The following is a 21,551-nucleotide window of genomic DNA, read 5'->3' as shown; positions in this document are numbered from 1 at the left end:
GAGACGAAGGCAACCGTGCGCCCGCTCGCCGCACGAATCCGCAACGCTCGCCCCACCGACGCGAGCACGGACCTCAGCCCGGGTAGGCGACGGCCGCCACACCCGTCAGCACGCTGGTCCAACTGGCGCCGGTGGCGCTTCGTGCCACGAGCGAGCCGTCCTCTTTGAGCACGAACAGCGAGCGCACGTCCCAGGAGCCCGCGAGGGCGATGGGATTGTCGATTGCGGGCTGGGGCTGGCTCCAATCGCCCAGTGGCACGGTGTATACGCCGCGATCTGGCGCCGTGGAGCTCTTCGCGAGCACCGCGAGCGTGCTCTCGCCGATCCATACGATCCCGCTGACGTCGGCGAGGGAACCGCCGACCACTATCCCCTGAGTCAGTTGCGTGGGCGCGCCGCGATCGTCACGGACCACGGATGCGACCTCCAGCACCGGCTCTCGATCGTCCCCCGTGCCGGTCGAGACGATGGCCACGCGCGAGCCGTCGTGAGTTGCGCGAACCTGCGTGACACGCCTGGCGGCGAGCCACTCGGCGATCGGTTCCTCGCGCCCGTCCGTGCTGGCCACCGCGATCCGCCCGTCGACGGACGACCACACCCAGCCGTACCGATCGACGCTCGGCTCGCTCACGTCGTTCCCGCTGAGCAGCGGAACAGAGTTCGCGGCCGGTTTGCCCGCGGCCGGTGCCTGAACAATGTCGGAGTGTCCCCTGCGCACGACAGTAAGCAGGGGTAGCGCATCGTCATCGGCCGGTTCCACGGCGACCGCCGTAACCTGTCCACCGCCGAGAGGTTCGAAGTGCTCGTCCGCGGTGAAATCGCCGCCAGTAACCAGCCCAAGCCGGCCGTTGACCACTGCGGTGACCTCGGAGGCCGTCGAGGGTCCGCGAGCCAGCATCGCGGGTGTCTGCGTGATGTCGGCTCCGGCCGCGAGGAGGCGCACCGAGCGCACCTGCGGAACCTGCATCAGCACGGCGCTGAGTTGCGCCATCAGCACCGAGCGCTGCTCGGTGTTCACGTTGAGGACCTGCGAGGAGAGATCCACCACCGCCACGCCGTCCGAGGACACGTGCACAGTGCCCGCGACCGTGAGCGTCGTGCGATCGGGAACAGCGGTGTGCACGGCGTCGCGAAGCCAGGTGCTGGGCCCCGCGAGCAGTCCCTCGGTGGCGTGGGCCGCCAGGTTCTGCACGGGGTACCACCTCACGTCGGGCACGAGGTAGCGCTCGTCGGCGGACAGGAATTCCAGGGCGATCCGGCGGTATGTCGTGGTGAAGTTCGGCTGCGACACGAGGGTCCCGTCAGGCACCTGCGATATCCGCCATTCCCCGTCCTGCCGCATGAGCCGGAACATCACGACCTGCTCGGCTCCCGCGGACGCCTCGGTCAGCGCACCGTTCTCATCGACCCGGGCGGCCAGGCTCACGGGGCCGCCGACGTCCACGAAGTCGGCAGAATAGTCGTCGTCCTGCTCGACCGCGGCGCTGTCTGCGCCGGTCGCCACGAGGGCCGGTTCGCCGAGGTACACAGTCGTGCCCACGTGAGGGTTCCATTCGGCGGCCCGAGCGTCGGTGAGGAACTCGCGTGCGACCCGGAAGTCGTCGTTGACGCCCGCCGCCTGAGCGCGGATGAAACCCTGCGTGATCTCGATCGCCGAGGCCCCCACGGTCGGCCCTTCGGCCTCGACGAAGATCGTCTCGGGATCCGTGTCGGGCAGCGCCTGCGCGCGCACGGGGCCGGATGTGGGTATCGAGGCGCAGCCGCCGAGGAGCAACAACCCGATGAGCAGCGCGGCTGCCGCTCGACGCGCGGTGCGCGCCGTGTCGATGATGGACGAGGCCGCCGCCGCGCGTGGCCGGGTCGGGTGGGAGATCGGCAGTGTCATTCGTTGCCGCCTTGGGGTTGGACGTCGTCGTGCGGGATCACGACGTCCTCGAGGGAGATGATCGTGTCGTAGCGCAGTGGCTCGGGGGCCGGATCGCGGACTAGTAGCGGCGCATCGAGGATGGGGGTGGCCGAGTTCTTGGGCAGCGTCAGCAGGAACGTCGCCCCTTCACCCGGTGCACCGGCGACCTCGAGTCGGCCGTTGTGGAGCAATGCGTCTTCGAGGGAGATGGACAGCCCCAGCCCCGTCCCGCCCGTGGTGCGGGCTCGGGCCGGATCGCCGCGCCAGAATCTGTCGAAAACGTGAGTCAGGTCCGATTCGCTCAGCCCGACGCCGTGATCTCGAACCCGCACCGCTATCGCGGAGGTGGTCTGCGCGATCTCAACCTCGACGGGCTTGCCCTCGGCGTGCTCGATCGCATTGGCGAGCAGGTTGCGGATGATGCGCTCAAACCGGACGGTGTCGAGTTCGCATACGACCCTGTCGAGCGGCGTCTTCAACTCGATGACGACCCCCTCGTTGTCCGCGAGCGGCATCATTCCCTCGATGATCCCACGAACCATCGAGGCAACGTCTCGCGCATCCACGTCGAGGTGGGCGGCGCCGGCATCGAATCGGCTGATCTCCAGCAGGTCGGTGAGTAGCGATTCGAACCTGTCTATCTGATCCTTGAGGAGCTCAACCGAACGGCGCGTCGCCCGCGGGAATTCGTCGCGTTCGTCGTGCAGGAGGTCGACGGCCATGCGCACGGTCGTCAGCGGCGTTCGCAGTTCGTGCGAGACGTCCGAGACGAATCGCCGCTGCAGTGCCGAGAGGTGCGCGAGCCGCTCGATCTGATCCTGCAGGCTCGCGGCCATCGCGTTGAACGAGGATTCGAGTGCGGCCACCTCGTCGGATCCCCGTACCGGCAGGCGCTCGTCCAGGTGGCCGTCCGCGATGCGCTCCGCCGCGGAGGACACCGCGACGATGGGGCGAACCACCTGCCGAGTTACCAGCCAGGTGATCAGGACGAGCACCCCCGTGAGCGCGGCGATCGAGACGATAAGGACGCGCTGGATGAAGGTGAGCGTGCGCTGCTCCGCATCGAGCGAATACATGAGGTACAGCTCGAAAGTGCCGGCGACCGGAACCTCGATCGCGGCGCCGACCACCATGCCCGGCAGCATCGAATCGCCGTCGGCGATGGCGATCGACTGCCAGTGCGCCGATTCGGCATCACGAGCCACCGCGGCCCGCAGTTCGGGAGTGATAAGCCCGCCCAGGTCGGGATCACTGGAGACGTCGTTGACGGTGATCTGCGGCGTCGGTTGCTCCCGCATGCGCCATAGGAAAACGTCGCGCTGCCCGCCCGCGCCGGATTGCAGGGTTCCGATCGTGTCCTGGAGCAACTGCTGGATCTGCGTGCTGTTCGAGGCGGCGGACGAGTTCAGCAGCGCCCGCACGCCGGTGATAGAGCGCGCGCTCTCCGTCAGGACCGACTGGCGCCGCTGGTTGACGATTCCGTCCCGGATGGTGCTGGACATCAGCGCCGTCACAACCGCCAGGGAGATCAGGGTCATCGCCAGCACGGACGCGAGCACTTTGGCCTGGAGCGAGGAACGCCACGAGGCTAGGAAACGGCGCAGCACCGGGATGCGCGCACGGTCGCGCACGTCCCGTTCATCCCCACCGGCGCCGCGCTGCCGCATCGGATCAGGCGTTCGCGCCAGCGCGGTACCCGACGCCTCGGACGGTGAGCACCACCTGGGGATTCTCGGGGTCGTGCTCGACCTTGGAGCGAAGCCGCTGGACGTGAACGTTGACCAGCCGCGTGTCGGCGGAATGCCGGTAACCCCACACCTGCTCGAGCAGTTGCTCCCGGGTGAATACCTGCCACGGCTTGCGCGCGAGCGCGACGAGGAGGTCGAATTCGAGCGGGGTCAGTTGGATCTCCTGGTCGCCGCGCGCGACCTTGTGCCCCGTGACATCGATCGTGAGATCGGCGACGTTGATGGCCTGTGCCGCGAGCTCGTCCCGACGGCGTAGGCGCGTGCGGATGCGGGCGATCAGTTCCTTCGGCTTGAACGGCTTGGAAACGTAGTCGTCGGCCCCGGCCTCGAGTCCGGCGACGACGTCGACCGTGTCCGACTTCGCCGTGAGCATGATGATCGGCACATCCGATTCGAGGCGGATTTCGCGGCAGACGCTCACGCCGTCCAGCCCCGGCAGCATGACATCCAGCAGGACGAGATCGGGCGACTCGCTCCTGGCGAGCGCCACCGCCTGCTCCCCGTCGCCGGTGAGGACAGGCTCGAATCCCTCGGAGCGCAGGACGATACCGATCATTTCAGCGAGGGCTGCGTCATCATCGACAACGAGAATGCGAGACGTCATGGATCCCAGTTTGCCATTTCTCCGTTGTGCTTGGACGTGCCCGCCGCCTGAGAGCAGCGTCTGGAATCGCGTGGCACCATTAGGCTGGACGCAGGTAGCCGCCTAGGACCAGGGAGAATTACCGAGATGACGACCCCCGGATTCACGCCCGAGGACGAATCCGCCCAGCAGGGAACGAACCCCGCAGGGCCTACGGCTGATTTCGTCGCGCCGGGCGCAGGCGGAGTGCCCGAGACGGGATCCGGACAGCCGCAATACGGCGCCCCCGGCTACGGCCAACCACAGTACGGACAGCCGCAGTACGGCACCCCCGGCTATGGCCAGCCGCAGTACGGCACCCCCAGCTACGGCCAGCCCCAGTACGGCACCCCCAGCTACGGCCAGCCCCAGTACGGCACCCCCAGCTACGGCCAGCCCCAGTACGGCGCCCCCAGCTACGGCCAGCCCCAGTACGGCGCCATCGATCCGAACGCCGGACCGGGTTACGTACCTCCGTCAATGCTCGGACTCAAGCCCGGCATTATTCCACTGCGGCCGCTATCCCTGGGCGAGATCTTCGACGGTGCCATCAACGGCGTGCGCCGGAACTTCAAGGTCACCCTCGGGCTCACGCTGGCGATCGTCACGATCTGCATGACTATCTCGACCGCCATCGGCGTCGTCCTCATGCCCTGGATAAGTGCCCGATTCGGCCGCTTCGCGGACACACTCGACGATGCCGAGACCACGATCGGCTCGATGAACTACTTCGAGCAGCAGGGCATCATCTCCTTCGGCACGATCGGCCTCGCGCTAGCCACGATCATCGTGAGCGGCACCCTCGTGTTCGCGTTCGGTCAACTCGTCCTCGGCATCAAGCCCACCGCCGCCGAAATCTGGCGTCAAGTCCGGCCTCGAATCTGGGCCCTGTTCGGCCTCGCAATCGTCACCTCGCTCATCTCCGCCGGTATCATCGCGGTTCCCGTCGGCGCGACGGTCCTTGCCGCGCAGGCAAATGTCGGTCTCGCGGTGGTACTGGGCATCCTGCTCGGAATCGCAGCGGTGCTCGCTCTCATCGCCGCTACCGTGCTCCTGAGTTTCTCCCCCGCGGTCCTGATCCTCGAATCCGAGGGCGTGTTCAGTTCACTGCGTCGTTCCTGGCAACTCACGAAGCCACTGTTCTGGCGCGTGCTGGGCATTGAGATCCTCGCCTACCTGGTCAGCGGAATCGTCCAGAACGTGGTGGCGATACCACTTGCAGTCGTCGGTACCTTAGTCGGGTTGGCGACCGGTAGCGCCCCGTTCCTCATCCTGCTCCTGACGCTCGCGAACATCCTTGGCGCGGGCATCTCGGTTGCCTTCTCCGCAGGCGTGATCGCCCTGCTCTACATCGACGCGCGGATGCGGCGCGAAGGACTGGACGTGACCCTTGCCGCGAAGGCCGCGTCCCGGTGAACCTGGTAGCCGCGGTTCAGCCCGATGCGCCCACCGGCCGCACGTGGGCCCGCGACGAGCTCAGTCAGCCGATCTACCATCCGCACCGAGACCCGATCGCGTGGCTGATGGACAAGATCACCGGGTTCTTCGATCGGCTGTCGGATTCCGCGGCCGGGGGCCAGACCGGCCTCTGGATCATCATCGCCGTCGTCATCGCCGTGGCTGTCGTATTGATCGTGGTCATGGGGCCGATGCGCCGCGCCCGTCACATCGATGATGCCTCACTCTCGCTCACGGACCAGACGGCGAGCGCCCGCGAACTCCGGGCTCACGCAGATACGGCGTACCGCGCGGCCGATTACCAGCGCGCGCTGATTCTCTCCTTTCGAGCAATGACGCAGGACGGGATCGAGCGCCTGCTCATCTCGCCCCTGCCCGGCCTGACCGCGCACGAGGCGGCCGGCAGCCTCACCCGGGCCTTCCCGCACCTAACGGACCAACTCATCCTCAGCGCGCAGACCTTCGATGCGGTCGCCTACAACGACCAGGACGTGTCCGCCGGCGAGGCGCGCGCGGCGCTCGAGTTCTGCTCGCACCTGGCCCGCACGCGCGCCGAGCACATCGATGACGACCTCGTCCTGGCCACCGCCGAGCCCGGAATCGGCGAGCCACCCGACGGAGGGGCCGTCCGATGACCGCACCCGCCCCAGCGCTTGCACAACCCCCCGAGAGCGCCGTGAGTGACGAACTGCGCCCTCGCGGCAAGGAGCGCCGGGCACGCGCGCGTCGGAACCGAATTCCGGCCCGGCCCCGGCGCCGCGCCGCCATCGCGTGGGTGACCGTCGCGATCGTGGTCGGCGTGTGCGCGGTCCTCATCGCCATCGTGCAGCCGCGCACCTCAGCCACCCCGTTCGCACCAGACAACCCCGACCCGGCAGGTGCGCGAGCCCTCGCGCAGATTCTGGGGAGGCAGGGTGTCTCCGTGACGTTCGCGACAACCGGAGATGAGGCCATCGCCGAACTCGGAGCGAGTACGCGGGAGTCGACCCTGCTCATCGCCGCCGACTACGGGATCTCCTCGGAACAGTCCCGCTCGCTACGGGGAAAGGCCACCTCAACAGTTCTTATCGAGCCGCAGGAGGATCTGCTGAAGGCATTCGCGCCACACCTTGACGCGGATGCGCTGCCGGGTGGCGCAGGTCCAGTCTCGGCACGATGCGATGATCCGGATGCCATGGCCGCCGAGGAGATCGGGCCCGTCGGGTTCGGATACCGCACCGACGGCGAAGCCGCTGCCCAGATCTGCTTCGGCGTCGGTGGAATCGGCGCCATGGCGCGATCCGGGGACACGACCGTCCTCGCCGCTTCGGAGCCGTTCACGAACGAGCACCTCGCCGACTACGGCAATGCCGCTCTCGGACTTCGCGTCCTCGGCGCTCACCCCCGCCTCGTGTGGCTCATTCCCGACTGGACATCGATGGTCGATGGTCCAGATTCGGGCGGTTCTGCAACAGCCCCTCAATGGATCGGTCCGGCGGGGCTGGCACTGCTGCTCGCCGTGGCATTCGCCATGTGGAGTCGCGGCCCTCGATTCGGCCGGGTGATTCCGGAGCGACTGCCGGTCGTCGTGAGCCCGAGCGAGCTAGTCCACGGTCGAACGCGGCTCTACCGCAGAGCGCGAGACTATCCCCACGCGGCGGCGCTGATTCGCGCGGGAGCAGTCACCGACATCGCCCGCCGGCTCGGCATTCCACCCACGGCGCAGCGCGACACCGTGGTGCCGGCCATCGCAGTCGCGACCCGGCGCGACGCCCACGAGATCGATCACCTGCTATACGGGCCAGATCCGCGCTCGTCCGCCGAACTAACCGCACTTTCAATCCAACTCAACAGCTTGCGCAGAGAGGTCAATCCAGCATGAGCATCCAAGAATCCCAGGTCCGCGAGCGCCTGGCCGCCGTTCGTCACGAGGTGGCAAAGGCGGTAGTGGGGCAGGACAGCGCCGTGACGACGCTGCTCATCGGGCTGCTGTGCCGCGGGCACGTGCTGCTCGAAGGGGTCCCCGGGGTCGCCAAGACGCTGCTGGTGCGCTCGCTCGCCCAGAGCTTGTCTCTGGAGACCAAGAGAATCCAGTTCACGCCGGACCTGATGCCCGGTGACGTCACCGGTTCGCTGATCTACGACGCTCGAACCGCCGAGTTCTCGTTCCGGCCGGGGCCCGTGTTCACAAACCTACTTCTCGCCGACGAGATCAACCGCACCCCACCCAAGACGCAGTCCGCCCTGCTCGAGGCCATGGAGGAGCGCCAGGTCACCGTCGATGGGCAGGCGCGGCCGCTCCCCGACCCGTTCGTGGTGATCGCGACGCAGAACCCCATCGAGTACGAGGGCACCTATGCGCTCCCCGAGGCGCAACTCGACCGCTTCCTGCTCAAGGTGACGCTACCGCTGCCCGAGCGGGCGATCGAGACTGAGATCCTTGCCCGCCACGCCGCCGGTTTCAACCCGCGCGATCTGCAGGGGGCGGGCTTGTCCGCGGTCGCAGGCGCGGCCGATCTCGCCGCGGCTCGCGATCAGGTCGCCCACGTCGCGGTTCACCCCGACGTCCTGGGCTACATCGTCGACATCTGCCGCGCTACGCGGAACTCGCCATCGCTCTCCCTCGGAGTGTCTCCGCGCGGCGCGACGGCGCTTCTCGCTACGGCACGCGCGTGGGCCTGGCTGTCCGGTCGCGAATTCGTGACGCCGGACGACGTCAAAGCGCTCGTCCACCCCACGCTCGCTCATCGCGTTGCCCTCCGTCCGGAATCGGCCATGGAGGGCGTGACCGTCGCATCGGTGCTGAATACCGTGCTCGGTGCCATCCCCGTCCCCCGATGACCCCCGGCTCGCTCGGAAGGAAGTGGCCATGATCGTCACCGGACGGCTCGTTCTGCTCCAGGTCGCGGGCGTGGTGCCTGCCTTGATCTGGCAGTCTGCATCCGTCGTGTGGCTGTGGACTCTCGGCGTCGCTCTGGTCGCCGCGATCGATGCCACCGTGGCGGTCTCCCCCAAGCGGCTACGCATTCAGGGGGCCCCTCCTGCAACGGCGCGCCTGGGTCAACCATCGAGCAGCATGCTCACCGTGCGCAACCTCGCCAAGCGGACAGCGCGGGCGAAGGTGCGCGATCTGTGGGTACCGTCCGCGGGAGCAGTCGAGAACATCCATCGGATCAGGCTCCGCGCGGGCGACGGTACCCGCGTGTCGACTCCTCTGCTACCGTCACGTCGCGGCGACCTGCCGGCCGGTCCCATCGCGGTTCGCACTTACGGACCCCTCGGGCTCGCTGGGCGTGCGCGAACTTTCCCGCGCGAGCAGGCGCTGCGAGTACTACCCGCCTTCACGTCGCGGCGTCATCTGCCGAGCCGTCTCGCACGCTTGCGCGAGATGGACGGCCGTTCCGCCGTGCAGGTGCGCGGCGAGGGCACCGAGTTCGACTCGTTGCGCGAATACGTCATCGGCGACGATGTCCGCTCCATCGACTGGCGCGCGACGGCACGGCGATCGGAGGTCGTGGTGCGCACGTGGCGCCCCGAACGCGACCGCCGGGTGCTGTTGATCGTCGATGCCGGACGAACCAGCGCGGTCCGCGTCGAGGGCGGCACGCGCCTCGACGCGGGGATCGAGGCGACACTGCTGCTCACGGCGCTGGCCTCACACGCCGGCGACCGCGTGGACGTCGTCGCGTTCGACCGCGACCTGCTGGGGGTGACCGCCACCTCGAAAGCCGACAGCGCTCTCGCTTCGGTTGCTGACGGACTCGCCGGCGTCGAGCCGATGCTCGTCGAAACCGGTTGGGAGACGATCGCGCGCTGGGTGCAGACGCATCACCGCCAGCCCTCGCTCATCGTCCTGGTGACCGGGTTGGAGACCGCCGCGATCGAGGCGGGCCTGCTTCCGGTTCTGCCCGCCCTCACTCAGCGGCATCGCGTCGTCCTCGCGTCGGCGGCCACCAGCGACGGCGGCCCGTGGCACAGCGCGGCGGCGACTGACGCGGTGCCCCGCGGCGATGCGGCGCCCTCGGGCGCGGACGAGCCCCCGGCCGACGCGTTCGAACTGGCGGCCTTCCTGCGCTCCGAACTCGACCGAGCGGCGATCAGCGCCGAACTGGGCCGCCTGGGAGTCAGCGTTATCGATGCGCCAGGCGAACAGCTCGCGCCCCGCCTCGCAGACCGCTACCTCGAACTGAAGTCCTCAGGCCAGCTCTGATTTGCTCCCTGGGCGGGCGTCAGGCGTACTGCAACTCGTATCCCGCATCGTCCTGCGTTAGGTCTCCGGAGTGGCCGCGCCTCACTGCCCGCCGGCCGAAGACTCCCGCGTAGGCGATCACGAGAGCGAGCGCCGCGGCGCCAATCGTCATCTTGGCCCACGTCGGCAGGCCGGACCCGGTGACGAACCCCTCCACGACGCCTGACAAGAGCAGCGTGAGAACGAGACCGATAGCCACGGTGAACAGGGCCCGCCCCTCCTGCGCGAGCGCGACGGCGCGCGGTCGTCGGCCGGGATCGATCCACGTCCAGAAAAGTTTGAGTCCGGCGCCGCCAGCGATGAAGATCGACGTGAGTTCGAGCATGCCGTGCGGCAGAATCAGCGCGAAGAAGGTATCGAGTTCGCCGTATGCGCCCATGAGCCCGGCGACTGCGCCGACGTTGATAGCATTCTGCAGCAGCGCGTACGCGGGCCACAGACCCGTGATGCCGAGGGCGACACACTGCGCCGCTATCCATGCGTTATTGCTCCACACGCGTGAGGCGAAGCCGAGTCCCGGGTCGTAGTATTCCGCGAAGGCGTGGTAGACGTACTGTTCGCGGACCTCTGGCGAACCCATGCTCGCGAGACCCTCGGGCGTCGTGGCCACCCAGATCGCCGTCACCGTGGCGACAGCGATCACACCGATGGCGACCGCGGCCGTCCACCAGCGAACGCGATACAGCGCCGCTGGCAGGGACGCCACGAAGAAGCGGATCACAGACTCCCACGTGTTCTCTCGGGCCCCGGCGATGTGCGCCCGAGCCCGTAGCAGCAACTCCGACAAGCGCGAGATGAGTACGGGATCCGCGGCCGTGGAGCGAACCACCGACAGGTCAGTGGCAGCCTGTTGATACAACTGGACCAGCTCGTCCGCCTCGCGCCCGCTCAGCCGACGGCGCTTGATGAGCGCATCGAGTCGCTCCCAGCGCGGGCGGCTCACCACGATGAATGCGTCCAGGTCCACGGCTCTACCTTGACACACTCCTACCGGCCTTCGCTGGATTCCTGTGGGAAGATGCGGGCATGGCTATCCAGCAGTCCCGGGTGGAGGACGTAGAACTCGCCCTCCTCGAGGGAACGGTGCTGTCCGAGGGCGTCGTCGCCGACACCAGGCCGGTCGCCTTCGCCGTCAGGCTGCTCTCCGGAATCATCGACGCACTCGCCGTTCTCTTGGCCCTGTGGGCGTTGATGACGGGCCTGGCCGCACTCGACAGGCTGCTGCCCGGCGGGTTGGACGAGGACACCGTCGCGGTCGCGCAGATCCTGACCTTCGTGGGCGCGTTCGTCGCGCTTCCCACCATCGTCGAGACGTTCACGCGCGGCCGGTCGCTGGGCCGGCTCGCCATGGGCATCCGCATCGTCCGCGACGACGGCGGCCCGATTAGGTTCCGGCACGCGCTCATCCGCGCACTGGTCGCCGTCTTTGAGATATGGATGACGTCGGGCGCGATCGCCATAGCGGTGTCCTTCTTCAACAACAAGGGCAAGCGCCTAGGCGATCTACTCGCTGGCACCTACGCCATTCGCGTGCGAGGAGGGACGATCAAGACGTCACCCCTCGTCATGCCCGCGGACCTGGCGCCATGGGCGCGGCATGCGGACCTGCGGCAACTGGACCCGAGACGGGCGCTCGTCGCGCGCCAGTTCCTTGAGCGGGCCCACAAGCTCGCTCCTGGCCCAAGGGCGGCACTCGGGAATCAGATCGCCGGGATGCTCGAACCCTCGGTCGCGCCCGGGCCACCGCCGGGGACCCATCCGGAGGCGTTTATCGCCGCGGTGCTCGCCGAACGCCGCGATCGGGATCTGGCGGCAGCCATTCGCTCGCAGAACGTCGCCGCCGCGCGACACGCCATGCTGACGCGCCTGCCCTTCGGTGTGCGCGACTCGCTGGGCTAGCCGGCTTAGGCTAACGCTGGCGCGCACCGCTCGCCCGTGACGGCGCGCGATTGGTTGCGGGGGGGATGCCCCGTACCGTAGTCGACAAGCGTGGCACCTGTGACTAATGTGACTCATGTGACTAAACCGCCGCGCCCAGCGAACCGGGCGCTCACGCGCGCCTATGTCGAATCCCGACACAGGTTCTCGGCCTTCGCCGCCATCCTCGCGCTGATCGGAGCGCTCGGCGTATCCGCAGCGCCCGCCTCCCACGCTGTCCAGCCCGCGAAGGTGACCCTCCAGGCCACGGCACCCAAGACAACTATCACCCGTGGGGCCAAAGCCACCATAAAGGTCGTGTTCAAGAAGAAGGGCAAGCCCGTCACGAAGGCGTCCGTTCGGCTGCAGAAGTACGACGGCGGCAAGTGGAAGAACACCTCGGTTAAGGCAACGATCGCCAAGGGCAAGGCGAGCATCAAGGTTAAGCCGGCCAAGACTTCGAAGTACCGGATCAAGCAGGGCAGTTCCTACTCGAAGTCGATCACGATCAAGGTCAAGGCCTCGGTGGCGGCCCCGAGCAAACTCACCGCGGCGCGCGCGTTCACGATCAACGGATCCGGATTCGGCCACGGCGTCGGCATGTCCCAGTTCGGCGCGTACGAGCGGGCGCGCGAGGGCGATAGCGCCGCCACGATCCTGCGGGCGTACTATACGGGCGCAAAGGTGCAGACCATCGCCGTGCCCGCCCGCATCGGCGTGCAGGTGTTCGGGCCGGAGCCATACTCGTTCAGCGGCTACGCTGACAGCGCCAACACCACGACCTTCTCCGTGGACCGAGGCCGCTGGCGGGTGGTGGATCCCGAGGGGAACGTCATCTTCCCCTCATCCGGGATCGCCACCAAGGGAATGAAGCTCAAGCTCTCGATCTCCGGTAGCCGGGTCAAGGCCGACGTCACGGGATCGAGCCTGACGCCGTTGTCCTGGACCGCGGACGGGATGATCCTCCAGTGGTCGGGTACCGACGAGTTCCCTGGTGCCGGAACTGCGGCCGTTGCGAAGATCACCGGCGCGAACGGCACCTACCGGCACGGGGTTCTCAAAGTGTCCGCGATCGACAAGCGCCTCAACATCGTCAACGACCTGCCCCTGAACGAGTACCTCTACGGCATCGCGGAAATGCCATCGAGTTGGGGCTCCGCCAAGAACCAGGGCGCAGCGGCACTGTCCGCTCAGGCGATCACGGCCCGGAGTTACGCCCTCGTCCGCATGAGGGTCACGGCCGCTAAGCCTCAGGGAAAGCTCAAGGCCAAGTGCAACTGCCACCTCGTCGATGACGTCCGCGACCAGAACTACACGGGCTGGAACAAGGAGAACGAGACGGTCGGCACCACCAACTACGGGGCAATCTGGAAGGCCGCCGTGGACGCGACGATCTCCGGCGCGCAAGCACAGGTCCTCACGCACAAGAACGCCCCCATCGCCACCTACTACTACTCGTCCTCCGGTGGCGCGACCGCCAACAGCGAGGACGTGTGGGCAACGCCCGTGGACTACCTGAAGTCCGTGGATGACGCCCAGAGTCTGCGCGCGCCGGGGAATGCCATGGCCTCCTGGACCAGGACGATCGCCGCGAGCCGGGTCGCCTCGGTGTTCGGATTGCCGAACGTCGCAAAACTCGAGGTGACCGAGCGCTACGCGTCCGGCCAGGCTAAGACCCTCCGGGCAACGTCCACTTCAGGCAAGACGGCCACCTACACAGCCAAGGCAGACGTCGTGCGCTCGCGCCTCGGCTCCATGCCGTCCTCCTGGTTCACCAGCATCACGCCCACCAACTGACGGCTTGCACCCGCCCGGCGACCAGCGCGGGGCGGGCTACACGCCAAACGTGCCATCCGCAGGCGTTCGCGCGGTGGTTGGCCCCATTCACTGTCAGGACAGTTGCGCGTTCGCGCGCTCCAGATCCTCGGCGAAATCGACCTCGACCGCATAGAGGTCGGAGATGTCCACGGGCAGGAACTTCGCGCCGTCCTGCTCGATGGCGAGTTCGATGCCGCGCTCGAAGTAGTCCTGGTCGTCCACCTCGTCGAGCCGCTGGATGAGCGCCGCCTTGTCCGCCTCGGACACGTAGTTGATCCCCACGGCCTCGCCGAGGGCGTTCTGCACCTGCTTGGACAGTTTGTCGATGAATCCGTCACCGTCGACGGTGTACTTCACCTCTTCCTCCGCAACCGCCGACGTATTCACGGCGACGACGGACTGGCCGGCATCGATAAATGGCGCCAGCCGACCGAGCACGGCGGGGTGGAATACCACGTCACCGTTGAGCCACAGCACACCGCCCGGGCCCGAGGACCGGAGCAGGCGAAGCAGGGACTTGGAGGTGTTGGTACGATCGAATTCCTCGTTGTAGACGAACAGTGCTCGTGGATGCGCCTCGAGAATCATCTCGAGCTTGAAGCCGACCACGACGTAGATCTGCGGGTCGGTGAACTCCTGCTGCAGGTTCTCGAATTGCTGGGCCATGATCGAACGGCCGTCGCTCAACGGGGTCAGTGACTTGGGGAAGGGCTTACCGAGTCGGGTTCCCATCCCGGCGGCCAGAATCGCTACCTGCATTCAATCTGCTCCAATTCCACGAGTTCGCAACCACGCACGGCGCGGGGTGCAACCATTCGACTTTACCGGATGAGCCGCGAAGCACGCCGGGAAACTCGATCGGGCAGGCGGGGCTAGGTGCCCGGCTGCTCCGCCTCGAGCCGTGCCTCTTCTGCCAGTCGGCGGGCGCGTCGCTCGCGGCGACGGCGGCGCCGTTCGGCCCTGATGGTCGTCATGTGGGCCCGGTATTCCTTGGCTACCGCGTCGGCGGGTCCATCCATCCGGATCTCGCCCTGATCCAACCAGATGGCACGAGTGCACATCGACTGAATGGTGCGCGCCGAATGGCTGACCACGAAGATGGTGCCCGCCGCTTCCTGAATCTCGGCGATGCGTCGACGACTCTTCTGCTTGAACGCTGCGTCGCCCGTAGCGAGTGCTTCATCGATGACGAGCACATCCGGGGTCATCGCCGTTGAGATAGCAAATCTGAGGCGCGCCGCCATGCCGTGCGAATACGTCGACATCGGCAGATAGACGGCGTCCCCGATCTCCGAAAAGCGGACGATCTCCTTGAACTTGGCCCTAACCTCCCTGGGCGACATGCCCATGGCAAGGCAGCCCATCATAATGTTGCGCTCGCCGGTGAGATTCTTCATCAGCGCAGCGCCGACACCCATCAGCGACGCCTTGCCCTTCATGTAGACCCTGCCCTGCGACACGGGTTGAAGACCGCAAATCGCCCGCAAAAGCGTTGATTTGCCCGAGCCGTTGGTGCCGAGGATTCCGATGACTTCACCGTCGTACGCAGTGAAGGAGACGCCCTTCACCGCGTGGATCTCGGTCTTTCCCGCACCAGAGAGTTTGGCGCCCTTGCGCAGCAGCCGCTTCCATCGCGAATCGTTCTTGCGGGCTCTGACCGCCCCGCCCTTGGAGCCGATCACCAGATAGGTCACATGGACATCGTCCACGATCACCGAAGGAACGCGCTGCTGGCGCTCATTCTCTGCCATATCGCGCCTCTGCTCGCCAGAAAAACACCAGACCAACGGCGAGCGCCACGATCGCCCAACCCAGCGCCCACAGCCACATCGTCCAATTGAACGGTATGGACGGCTCGCTCAGCGTCACCTGACGGATAATCGTCAGCATGACGGCAACGGGCTGATAGGTCAGAATCGCCTGGATCGTGCCGTCCGTAAAGTAGTGCGACACCGGGAAGATGGCGCCCGAGCCGTACATCACGAGCCGCAGCACGAACGGCAGCAGTTTGGCGATATCCGGCACGAATGCGACAAGTCGCGCGACGAACAGCCCGCAGCCCAGCGAGAAGGCATAGAGCAGCATCAGACCGGGAATGACCAGGATGATGTGCCACGACCAGGTGACGGTCGCCATCCGCGGAATGAATCCCGAAAGCCAGATGATGACGAGCATCACGACCACTTCGGGACCGAGGACCGCCGCCTCCGAAACGGTTGACGAAAGCGGCATCGAGGCACGCGGGAACGGCAGGGACTTGATCAGGCTCTTACTCCTGCGGATCGACTTGCCCGCCCCCGTCACGACGTCGGAAAAGGATCGGTACATGAACACGCCCACGACGATGAAGCCGACGACGTTCGTCACACCGCGGCTCGTGTCGAGCAACAGTCCGAATACCAGGATGTACACGGCCGAGTTCAGGATCGGGTTGAGGAAGTTCCAGATCTGCCCGAGGTAGGAGGCGCGGTTGCGCGATGAGGCCTGCGCCAGACCGAGGGCGACAGTGAAGGGTGCCCAGCGGATGAGATCGCGGACGTACTCCACCAGCCCGGCGCGCACTCCGACCGGCTTCAGCCCATAGCGCGCCGCGAGGTCGCCCGATGTCAACTTCTCGTCGGGGATTGCCCCTTCCCCGCCGTCGGGGTCCTGCCCCGGGGGAGCCGCGGACGAGCGCCCGCGCCGAGATTCAACGCGATTCAAGCTTCGTTCCGTCCTGTCTGGGTGAGAACGAGCTCGGTTGCTCGCTCGGAATCGTGCCATCCTGCTGCCATCCGCAGAATCGTCAATAGCCTACAAGACCGCCGGGCCGCCGAGATACCCGGCGCGCGACGTCACCGGCCGCCTCCGATGACGATCTTGTAGGATCGATCAGACCGATACCTGGCAGCGGCGCCATCGCCATGTCGCCCGGATGGGCTCGGACAAGGGAGAATACACTGCAAACCGGCCTGAGTTTCGTGATGCCCGTCCTGAACGAATCTCGTTACCTCACCGAGGCCGTCACGTCCATCCTGCAGCAGGAGGTTGACGGCGAAAGCGAGTTGATCCTCGCCCTCGGCCCCTCCACGGATGATACGGACGAGGTGGCGCAGCGTCTGAGCGACGCGGCAGACGGGCGAATACGACTCGTGCGGAATCCCCGCGCCAACATCCCTGCGGGACTCAACGCGGCGATCGGCGCCGCCAAGTACCCCGTGATCGTGCGCGTTGACGCACACTGCGAAATCCCCACCGACTACGCGGCGAGGGCGCTCGCCACGCTCGAGCGGACCGGCGCCGCGAACGTCGGCGGCATCATGGTGGCAACCGGCACCGCAGTGGTCCAGCGCGCCGTCGCGCGCGCGTACAACAGCAAACTCGGCCTCGGCGGCCCGTCCTTCCACTCGGGTGGCGAGGAGGGGCCCAGCGAATCGGCCTATCTGGGTGTCTTTCTCCGCGACGTGCTCGACGAGGTCGGGATGTACGACGAATCCGTTCTGCGCGGGGAAGACTGGGAACTCAATCTGCGCATCCGCTCCGCAGGGTATTTGGTCTGGTTCGATCCCGAACTCAAGGTGATCTACCGACCCCGCGCCTCACTCGGGGCTGTCGCTCGGCAATTCTTCGCCACCGGCGCCTGGCGCGGCGAGCTCGCGCGACGCGATCCGCGCGCGACCTCGCTACGCTATTTCGCTCCGCCCGCCCTGGTCGCCGCAGTATTGGCGGGAATAGTAGTCAGCAGTATCGCGGCGCTGTCCCCAGGACTGGCCGGCAAGCCGTGGTGGCTTGCGGCGGCGTGGTCCCCCGCCCTCGTCTACCTGATGACCATCCTCGTCGCCACGGCACGCGACAGCGAGGCGCATTCCCTGGCTGATCGAATCGCCACGCTGGCCGTGCTGCCCACGATGCACGTCGCGTGGGGAACGGGCTTCTGGAAGGGTCTCCTACGCGGCGCTCGACGCACAAACGATCGTTCTCGCGTCCTTCGGCCCTGACGGGCAGGCCCGATCACGCGCCTGCTCCGGGAGGCGCGCAGTTCGCCCTCGCCCGCATTGCGGGACGAGTGACGCTAGGCGCGCGTAAACCCGATCCCGAAGATCGTGATGGGATTCGTGCCCACGGTCCGCACCTTGAGTTTCGCCGAGACCGTCTTGGTGAATGGCACACGAATCAATGACGCCTGGCTAGCGGGCAGAATGGACAGGTTGAGCGTCGCGACGGCGATACCCGAATCCTCAATGACGAGTGTTCCCTGATCCGGCCCCGTCGCCGCGAGGATCTGCGCGGAGGTCGCCGAACCCACCTTCGGCAGGGTGATGACGGCGTTGTTGCTCGCGGCCGTCAGCGCCTTGATCGCCGGGGGCGACACCTGCGAACCGAGGAGCAGCGACCAACCACGATTCAGCGTCACCGCGGAGAAATCAATCGATCGGCTGAATATGGGAACGGCGGCGGCGGTGCTCCAAGTCGTGCCCTTCTTGGCGAGTACCGCGACCTCGACGTATTCGCCCTCCGCGACGGGGACAGTAAGCGATCGTTTCTTGGTGGCCGTCTTGGTCCACGGACCGAGTCCCGCGTCGTCGGCCAGTGCCTTACGAGTAAGTACGTAGAAGCTTGAGGCTCCTGCGGGCGCCGTCCAGGTGACGGTCTGCGTCGCGGCCAGCACGTCGCTCGCGTCCGTCGAAACCGTGACCGGAGGAGCGGCCGGTCCAGCCTTGCGTGCCGGCACCGTCTTGCGCGCGGCACGACCCAGCCCGATGCCGGAGATGAACACCGCCTTGCCGGAGCGGGTCGCCACGGTGACGGTACCCGAGGCGACCTTGGGGAGCGTCACCTTGACCACGGCAGAGGGGTTGACCTTCTTGGATTTGAACGAGACGGTCTTGGTGACGTTGCCGACCTTGACCTTGACTGCGCCGGCACCCGGTCCCGTCCGCGCCCGAAACACGACGTACTTGACCGACTTCGCGGACTTCAGCGAGATCTTTGCGCCCTTCTTCGACGTCCGCAGGGCGCCGCCCGACCAGTAGCCGGAACTCTTCTTCGTTTTCCAGGCGGACTTCTTGAACGTCCATTGCGTGCGCGGCACGGGACCGCTGGCCGTGGCGAGGATCCTGATCGGACCGCGCCGGCCGGCGGAATCCACGGCTCTCACCCCGATGACGCGTGTCGCGCCCGCCGGGATCTTGACGCTGACCTTGGTGGACTTAGTCGACTTGTACAGATTCCACGCCCGGTTCGAGGGGGAACCTGATTTCCACGACGAACTCGATTGCGTCAGGACCTGGTAGGAGACCGCGCCGGTGACCTTCTTCCACTGGTACGTGCTCGCCGCCGTCCACTGCACTGGGGCCTGCGTGTTGGCCGGCACGATCCGGGTCGGGTGCTTGATGCTATCGATCAGCGAACCGTACGCGATCGATGCGCCGTTCATTCGGTCGGAGACGGAGGTGCGGATGGCCGGTAGCTGCGCGTAGAGATACTGACCAGGGCATGCCGTGAAGTTCGTGTCGCGGTGCCCCTGAATGACATTCACCGAAACGGTCGTCCCCGCTCTGGCGCGAGTGGTGCTCTTCGAACTCGTGCCGGTCGTTAGCTTGGTCCTGCCCAGTGGGTCGAGCCCGTACTCGTAGGCCTTCCAGGCAACGACGCTCTCGAGAGCCTCGAGCAGAGGTTCCGTCGGCTTCACCGTCTGGTAGTTACCCAGGGCGCTTACGCCGATCGTATTGGTGTTGTAGCCCCCTGTTTGCGCGCCGATCGGAGTGTCAACGGTGGCGTTGCGACGACCCTGGTAGATGTTCCCGTACTTGTCGACGAGGAACTGGTAGCCAATATCTGCCCAACGCATTCCGGTCGTGTGATACGAGTAGATCCCGCGCACGAGAGCGGGTGCCTGGGCGGCCGTGTAACTGTTGGCACCGGCCGTGTGATGGATGTAGATCGACTTGATGCCGTTCGACGTTTCATTCCAGGCGCCCCCCAGCGACTCCTTGGCGCCCCATTGGCTCCTGGTGATGACCTTGGGCTTGAGCACGTCGCGGTTGTCGGCGGCCTGGGCAACCGAACCGCCCGGGCTGGTCAACTGCGCATCCATGGCCGTGACGTGGGGATCGATGAGCTCGATCTCGGTTCCGGCCGGAACGGTGCCATCTGCGGTGGAGATCCTGACTTGGATACCGTCGGCGCCAACGCTCGTCAGAGGCTCCGTCCCGCCCCGGGGAGTCACGTCGCCCTCGAGGTTGACGTCGGGATTGTCGCTCACCGGCAACTGAGTCCAGGCGGACCACGTACCGTTCTCGCGGATTCGGGCGGCGACGTCCGTAACGTCTGCATCCTCGGTGAGGTCCCACGTCACGCCGGTCACCATGAACGACTGCGTATCGAGGCGGCCCGTGATGGCGGCCAGTTTTCCCTTGCCGGGAGTGCCATCGAGAACCACCGAGACGGGGTCGAGTGCGCCCGGCTCGGCTAGCGCACTGGCGTCGATTCCGCTGACCGCAATAGTGCTCTGGTCGGGGCTCACTTCCTGCGTCAGCGAAGGAAGCACCGCAACCGGAACCGCGAGGATTCCAGCAGCGAGCACCGTGGACAGCGTTAGAGATAGTGGCCCGCGCATATATCGAATCGTAACAATAGTCACATCAGTCACAAGATTTGGCGCGGCGTGGCGCTGGGTTTTCGCGCTGTCCCCACCCGGGAAACGTCAGGAACGAGGCCGGGGATCCCCGAATACGGCTTCGCGCGTCAAGGCTCGGCCCTCCGCATCGACCCAGCGGTTGGTTTCGCAGGCGTGGCAGGACACGAACAGGAACTCGCGCTCGACAGGAACAGTGAGCGGCATGACCGTGATGTCGCGGCTACCACACACACTGCATGTGAGTGGCGGTGAGTCAGACACTCTCACCCCGGAGCATTCGCAGGTGGCCCCGGCGCGACACCTCGCTCACCTGAACCGCGGGTTCGGGAGCCTTGTGCCGCGGCCGCGGCGGGTCGAGGACCGCATCCACGACGCTGGTCAGATCGTCCGGGGTGGCGCGGGGCACCGGCTGGATGAGGGACTCCTCGTCAACAACGGGTCGGGCCTCTGGGGCAACGAGGTGGACGATCTCCCAGCCGCGGGGAGCTGTCAAGCGCTTCGCGTGCAACTCGCACAGGTCGTAACTGTGCGGCTCCGCCTGCGTGGCGAGAGGGCCCAGGACCGCAGTTGAATCCGCATACACGTACGTGAGGGTGGCGACGGCGGGTCGACTACATGCGGACCTCGAGCAAGGCCGGGTAACAATCACAACTCAGACGCTACTTCCCGCGAACTATTTCCTCCGCGCTCACACGCCGAAATGCGCTCAGTTTCCGGGCACTACGATGGATGTATGACATCAATCCATGGAATGTCTCGCCGGGATCGCCGGGGACGAGGCCTCCGTGGCGACCTAATCCCGGTCTCTGTTCCCGCTTACCGCACCAGGGCTGAGCAGTTCGATGACCTCGTGGTTGCGACCGTGGCTCAGATCGAGCGTCGCTGGGAGAAACAATTGCACGGCGCCGAATTCGCGGTCGAAGAGGTGCCCGCATCCGACCCCGCGCCGTGGGAAGCTCGCGGCGTCCCGCTCGCGCGCCTGTTCCCCGAGCAGGCTGGTCATCCCGCCCGGATAGTGCTGTATCGGCGGCCAATCGAAATGCGCGCACCGGGGCGGAACGACCTGGATCGGGTCGTTCACGCGATCGTCGTCGAGCAGGTGGCGCAACTGCTGGGTGAGTCACCGTCGGACATCGACCCGGACTACGACGAGCGCTCCGGCGGCTGAGGAATCCCCCGCGGCTGAGCACACTCCCGCGGCTGAGGAATCCCCCGCGGCTGAGCACACTCCGGCG

The 21,551-nt window shown here is 66.6% G+C and carries 18 protein-coding genes; 9 read left to right on the top strand and 9 right to left on the bottom strand.

What is annotated here, in order from left to right; all coding sequences use genetic code 11:
- Positions 1–73 precede the first annotated feature (73 nt).
- From FB461_RS01990 to mtrA, 3 genes are read right to left on the bottom strand one after another with little or no spacing between them, the layout of a single operon-like run.
- Positions 74–1,885 (bottom strand): LpqB family beta-propeller domain-containing protein, encoded by a 1,812-nt coding sequence (locus tag FB461_RS01990; protein ID WP_142118481.1) that lies wholly within the window; start codon positions 1,883–1,885, stop codon positions 74–76.
- Positions 1,882–3,573, bottom strand: coding sequence for an MtrAB system histidine kinase MtrB (gene mtrB, locus FB461_RS01985; protein WP_142118479.1), 1,692 nt, complete (start codon positions 3,571–3,573; stop codon positions 1,882–1,884). Before mtrB ends, FB461_RS01990 begins: the two co-directional genes overlap by 4 nt.
- Positions 3,574–3,577: 4 nt before the next feature.
- The gene (mtrA, locus tag FB461_RS01980) at positions 3,578–4,258 is read right to left on the bottom strand and encodes an MtrAB system response regulator MtrA (RefSeq protein ID WP_142118477.1); all 681 of its coding nucleotides are present in this window, start codon (positions 4,256–4,258) and stop codon (positions 3,578–3,580) included.
- 126 nt (positions 4,259–4,384) lie between these two features.
- Here mtrA and FB461_RS11920 point away from each other — a divergent pair, with 126 nt between their 5' ends.
- From FB461_RS11920 to FB461_RS01950, 5 genes are read left to right on the top strand one after another with little or no spacing between them, the layout of a single operon-like run.
- Positions 4,385–5,692, top strand: a complete 1,308-nt coding sequence (locus tag FB461_RS11920; RefSeq protein ID WP_170222565.1) for a DUF7847 domain-containing protein — start codon at positions 4,385–4,387, stop codon at positions 5,690–5,692.
- Positions 5,689–6,369 carry a DUF4129 domain-containing protein gene (locus FB461_RS01965; RefSeq protein ID WP_142118472.1) on the top strand — a complete coding sequence of 227 codons (681 nt, stop codon included), beginning with the start codon at positions 5,689–5,691 and terminating at the stop codon, positions 6,367–6,369. Before FB461_RS11920 ends, FB461_RS01965 begins: the two co-directional genes overlap by 4 nt.
- Entirely contained in the window at positions 6,366–7,595 is a 1,230-nt protein-coding gene (locus FB461_RS01960; RefSeq protein ID WP_142118470.1) for a DUF4350 domain-containing protein, read from the top strand. The genes FB461_RS01965 and FB461_RS01960 overlap by 4 nt, the downstream gene beginning before the upstream one ends.
- Positions 7,592–8,554, top strand: a complete 963-nt coding sequence (locus FB461_RS01955) for an AAA family ATPase (RefSeq protein ID WP_142118468.1) — start codon at positions 7,592–7,594, stop codon at positions 8,552–8,554. The genes FB461_RS01960 and FB461_RS01955 overlap by 4 nt, the downstream gene beginning before the upstream one ends.
- 28 nt (positions 8,555–8,582) lie before the next feature.
- Positions 8,583–9,923 (top strand): DUF58 domain-containing protein, encoded by a 1,341-nt coding sequence (locus FB461_RS01950; protein WP_142118466.1) that lies wholly within the window; start codon positions 8,583–8,585, stop codon positions 9,921–9,923.
- Between the two features lie 19 nt (positions 9,924–9,942).
- Here the strand turns inward: FB461_RS01950 and FB461_RS01945 are convergent, their stop codons facing one another.
- The gene (locus FB461_RS01945) at positions 9,943–10,929 is read right to left on the bottom strand and encodes a stage II sporulation protein M (RefSeq protein ID WP_142118464.1); all 987 of its coding nucleotides are present in this window, start codon (positions 10,927–10,929) and stop codon (positions 9,943–9,945) included.
- Between the two features lie 59 nt (positions 10,930–10,988).
- Here FB461_RS01945 and FB461_RS01940 point away from each other — a divergent pair, with 59 nt between their 5' ends.
- Together FB461_RS01940 and FB461_RS01935 are read left to right on the top strand one after the other, a co-directional pair.
- On the top strand, positions 10,989–11,861 hold the full coding sequence (locus FB461_RS01940) for an RDD family protein (RefSeq protein ID WP_142118463.1): 873 nt from the start codon (positions 10,989–10,991) through the stop codon (positions 11,859–11,861).
- Between the two features lie 117 nt (positions 11,862–11,978).
- Complete coding sequence (locus FB461_RS01935; RefSeq protein ID WP_142118461.1) at positions 11,979–13,676, top strand: SpoIID/LytB domain-containing protein; 1,698 nt, start codon at positions 11,979–11,981, stop codon at positions 13,674–13,676.
- Positions 13,677–13,769: 93 nt separating this feature from the next.
- On the opposite strand, the gene FB461_RS01930 is transcribed toward FB461_RS01935, so the two are convergent.
- The 3 genes from FB461_RS01930 to FB461_RS01920 form a co-directional block, all read right to left on the bottom strand.
- The gene (locus FB461_RS01930) at positions 13,770–14,456 is read right to left on the bottom strand and encodes a phosphocholine cytidylyltransferase family protein (protein ID WP_142118459.1); all 687 of its coding nucleotides are present in this window, start codon (positions 14,454–14,456) and stop codon (positions 13,770–13,772) included.
- A 113-nt stretch (positions 14,457–14,569) separates the two neighbouring features.
- Entirely contained in the window at positions 14,570–15,412 is an 843-nt protein-coding gene (locus tag FB461_RS01925; protein ID WP_246045961.1) for an ABC transporter ATP-binding protein, read from the bottom strand.
- Between the two features lie 22 nt (positions 15,413–15,434).
- Positions 15,435–16,400, bottom strand: a complete 966-nt coding sequence (locus FB461_RS01920; protein ID WP_170222564.1) for an ABC transporter permease — start codon at positions 16,398–16,400, stop codon at positions 15,435–15,437.
- 260 nt (positions 16,401–16,660) lie between these two features.
- Between FB461_RS01920 and FB461_RS01915 the strand changes: the two genes are divergently transcribed.
- Entirely contained in the window at positions 16,661–17,674 is a 1,014-nt protein-coding gene (locus FB461_RS01915; protein WP_246045960.1) for a glycosyltransferase family 2 protein, read from the top strand.
- A 74-nt stretch (positions 17,675–17,748) separates the two neighbouring features.
- Here FB461_RS01915 and FB461_RS01910 read toward each other — a convergent pair whose 3' ends face one another.
- Positions 17,749–20,295 carry an N-acetylmuramoyl-L-alanine amidase gene (locus FB461_RS01910; protein WP_142118453.1) on the bottom strand — a complete coding sequence of 849 codons (2,547 nt, stop codon included), beginning with the start codon at positions 20,293–20,295 and terminating at the stop codon, positions 17,749–17,751.
- A gap of 274 nt (positions 20,296–20,569) precedes the next feature.
- A complete protein-coding gene (locus tag FB461_RS01905; protein WP_142118451.1) occupies positions 20,570–20,965 on the bottom strand; it encodes a DUF3499 domain-containing protein in 396 nt (131 codons plus the stop codon).
- A gap of 84 nt (positions 20,966–21,049) precedes the next feature.
- Between FB461_RS01905 and FB461_RS01900 the strand changes: the two genes are divergently transcribed.
- Positions 21,050–21,484, top strand: a complete 435-nt coding sequence (locus FB461_RS01900) for a metallopeptidase family protein (protein WP_142118449.1) — start codon at positions 21,050–21,052, stop codon at positions 21,482–21,484.
- Positions 21,485–21,551 lie beyond the last annotated feature (67 nt).

The sequence above is a fragment of the Rarobacter faecitabidus genome, assembly GCF_006716265.1.
GTDB classification, from domain to species: Bacteria; Actinomycetota; Actinomycetes; order Actinomycetales; family Cellulomonadaceae; genus Rarobacter; species Rarobacter faecitabidus.
Note: the sequence above shows the minus strand (reverse complement) of the source record. Positions and strands in the feature narration are given on the sequence as shown.

What these genes read in the sequence shown, in the direction of transcription:
- FB461_RS01990 (WP_142118481.1), bottom strand. Translation starts at nt 1,885, where the DNA reads ATGACACTGCCGATCTCCCACCCGACCCGGCCACGCGCGGCGGCGGCC.
- mtrB (WP_142118479.1), bottom strand. Translation starts at nt 3,573, where the DNA reads ATGCGGCAGCGCGGCGCCGGTGGGGATGAACGGGACGTGCGCGACCGT.
- mtrA (WP_142118477.1), bottom strand. Translation starts at nt 4,258, where the DNA reads ATGACGTCTCGCATTCTCGTTGTCGATGATGACGCAGCCCTCGCTGAA.
- FB461_RS11920 (WP_170222565.1), top strand. Translation starts at nt 4,385, where the DNA reads ATGACGACCCCCGGATTCACGCCCGAGGACGAATCCGCCCAGCAGGGA.
- FB461_RS01960 (WP_142118470.1), top strand. Translation starts at nt 6,366, where the DNA reads ATGACCGCACCCGCCCCAGCGCTTGCACAACCCCCCGAGAGCGCCGTG.
- FB461_RS01955 (WP_142118468.1), top strand. Translation starts at nt 7,592, where the DNA reads ATGAGCATCCAAGAATCCCAGGTCCGCGAGCGCCTGGCCGCCGTTCGT.
- FB461_RS01950 (WP_142118466.1), top strand. Translation starts at nt 8,583, where the DNA reads ATGATCGTCACCGGACGGCTCGTTCTGCTCCAGGTCGCGGGCGTGGTG.
- FB461_RS01940 (WP_142118463.1), top strand. Translation starts at nt 10,989, where the DNA reads ATGGCTATCCAGCAGTCCCGGGTGGAGGACGTAGAACTCGCCCTCCTC.
- FB461_RS01930 (WP_142118459.1), bottom strand. Translation starts at nt 14,456, where the DNA reads ATGCAGGTAGCGATTCTGGCCGCCGGGATGGGAACCCGACTCGGTAAG.
- FB461_RS01915 (WP_246045960.1), top strand. Translation starts at nt 16,661, where the DNA reads ATGCCCGTCCTGAACGAATCTCGTTACCTCACCGAGGCCGTCACGTCC.
- FB461_RS01910 (WP_142118453.1), bottom strand. Translation starts at nt 20,295, where the DNA reads ATGCGCGGGCCACTATCTCTAACGCTGTCCACGGTGCTCGCTGCTGGA.
- FB461_RS01900 (WP_142118449.1), top strand. Translation starts at nt 21,050, where the DNA reads ATGACATCAATCCATGGAATGTCTCGCCGGGATCGCCGGGGACGAGGC.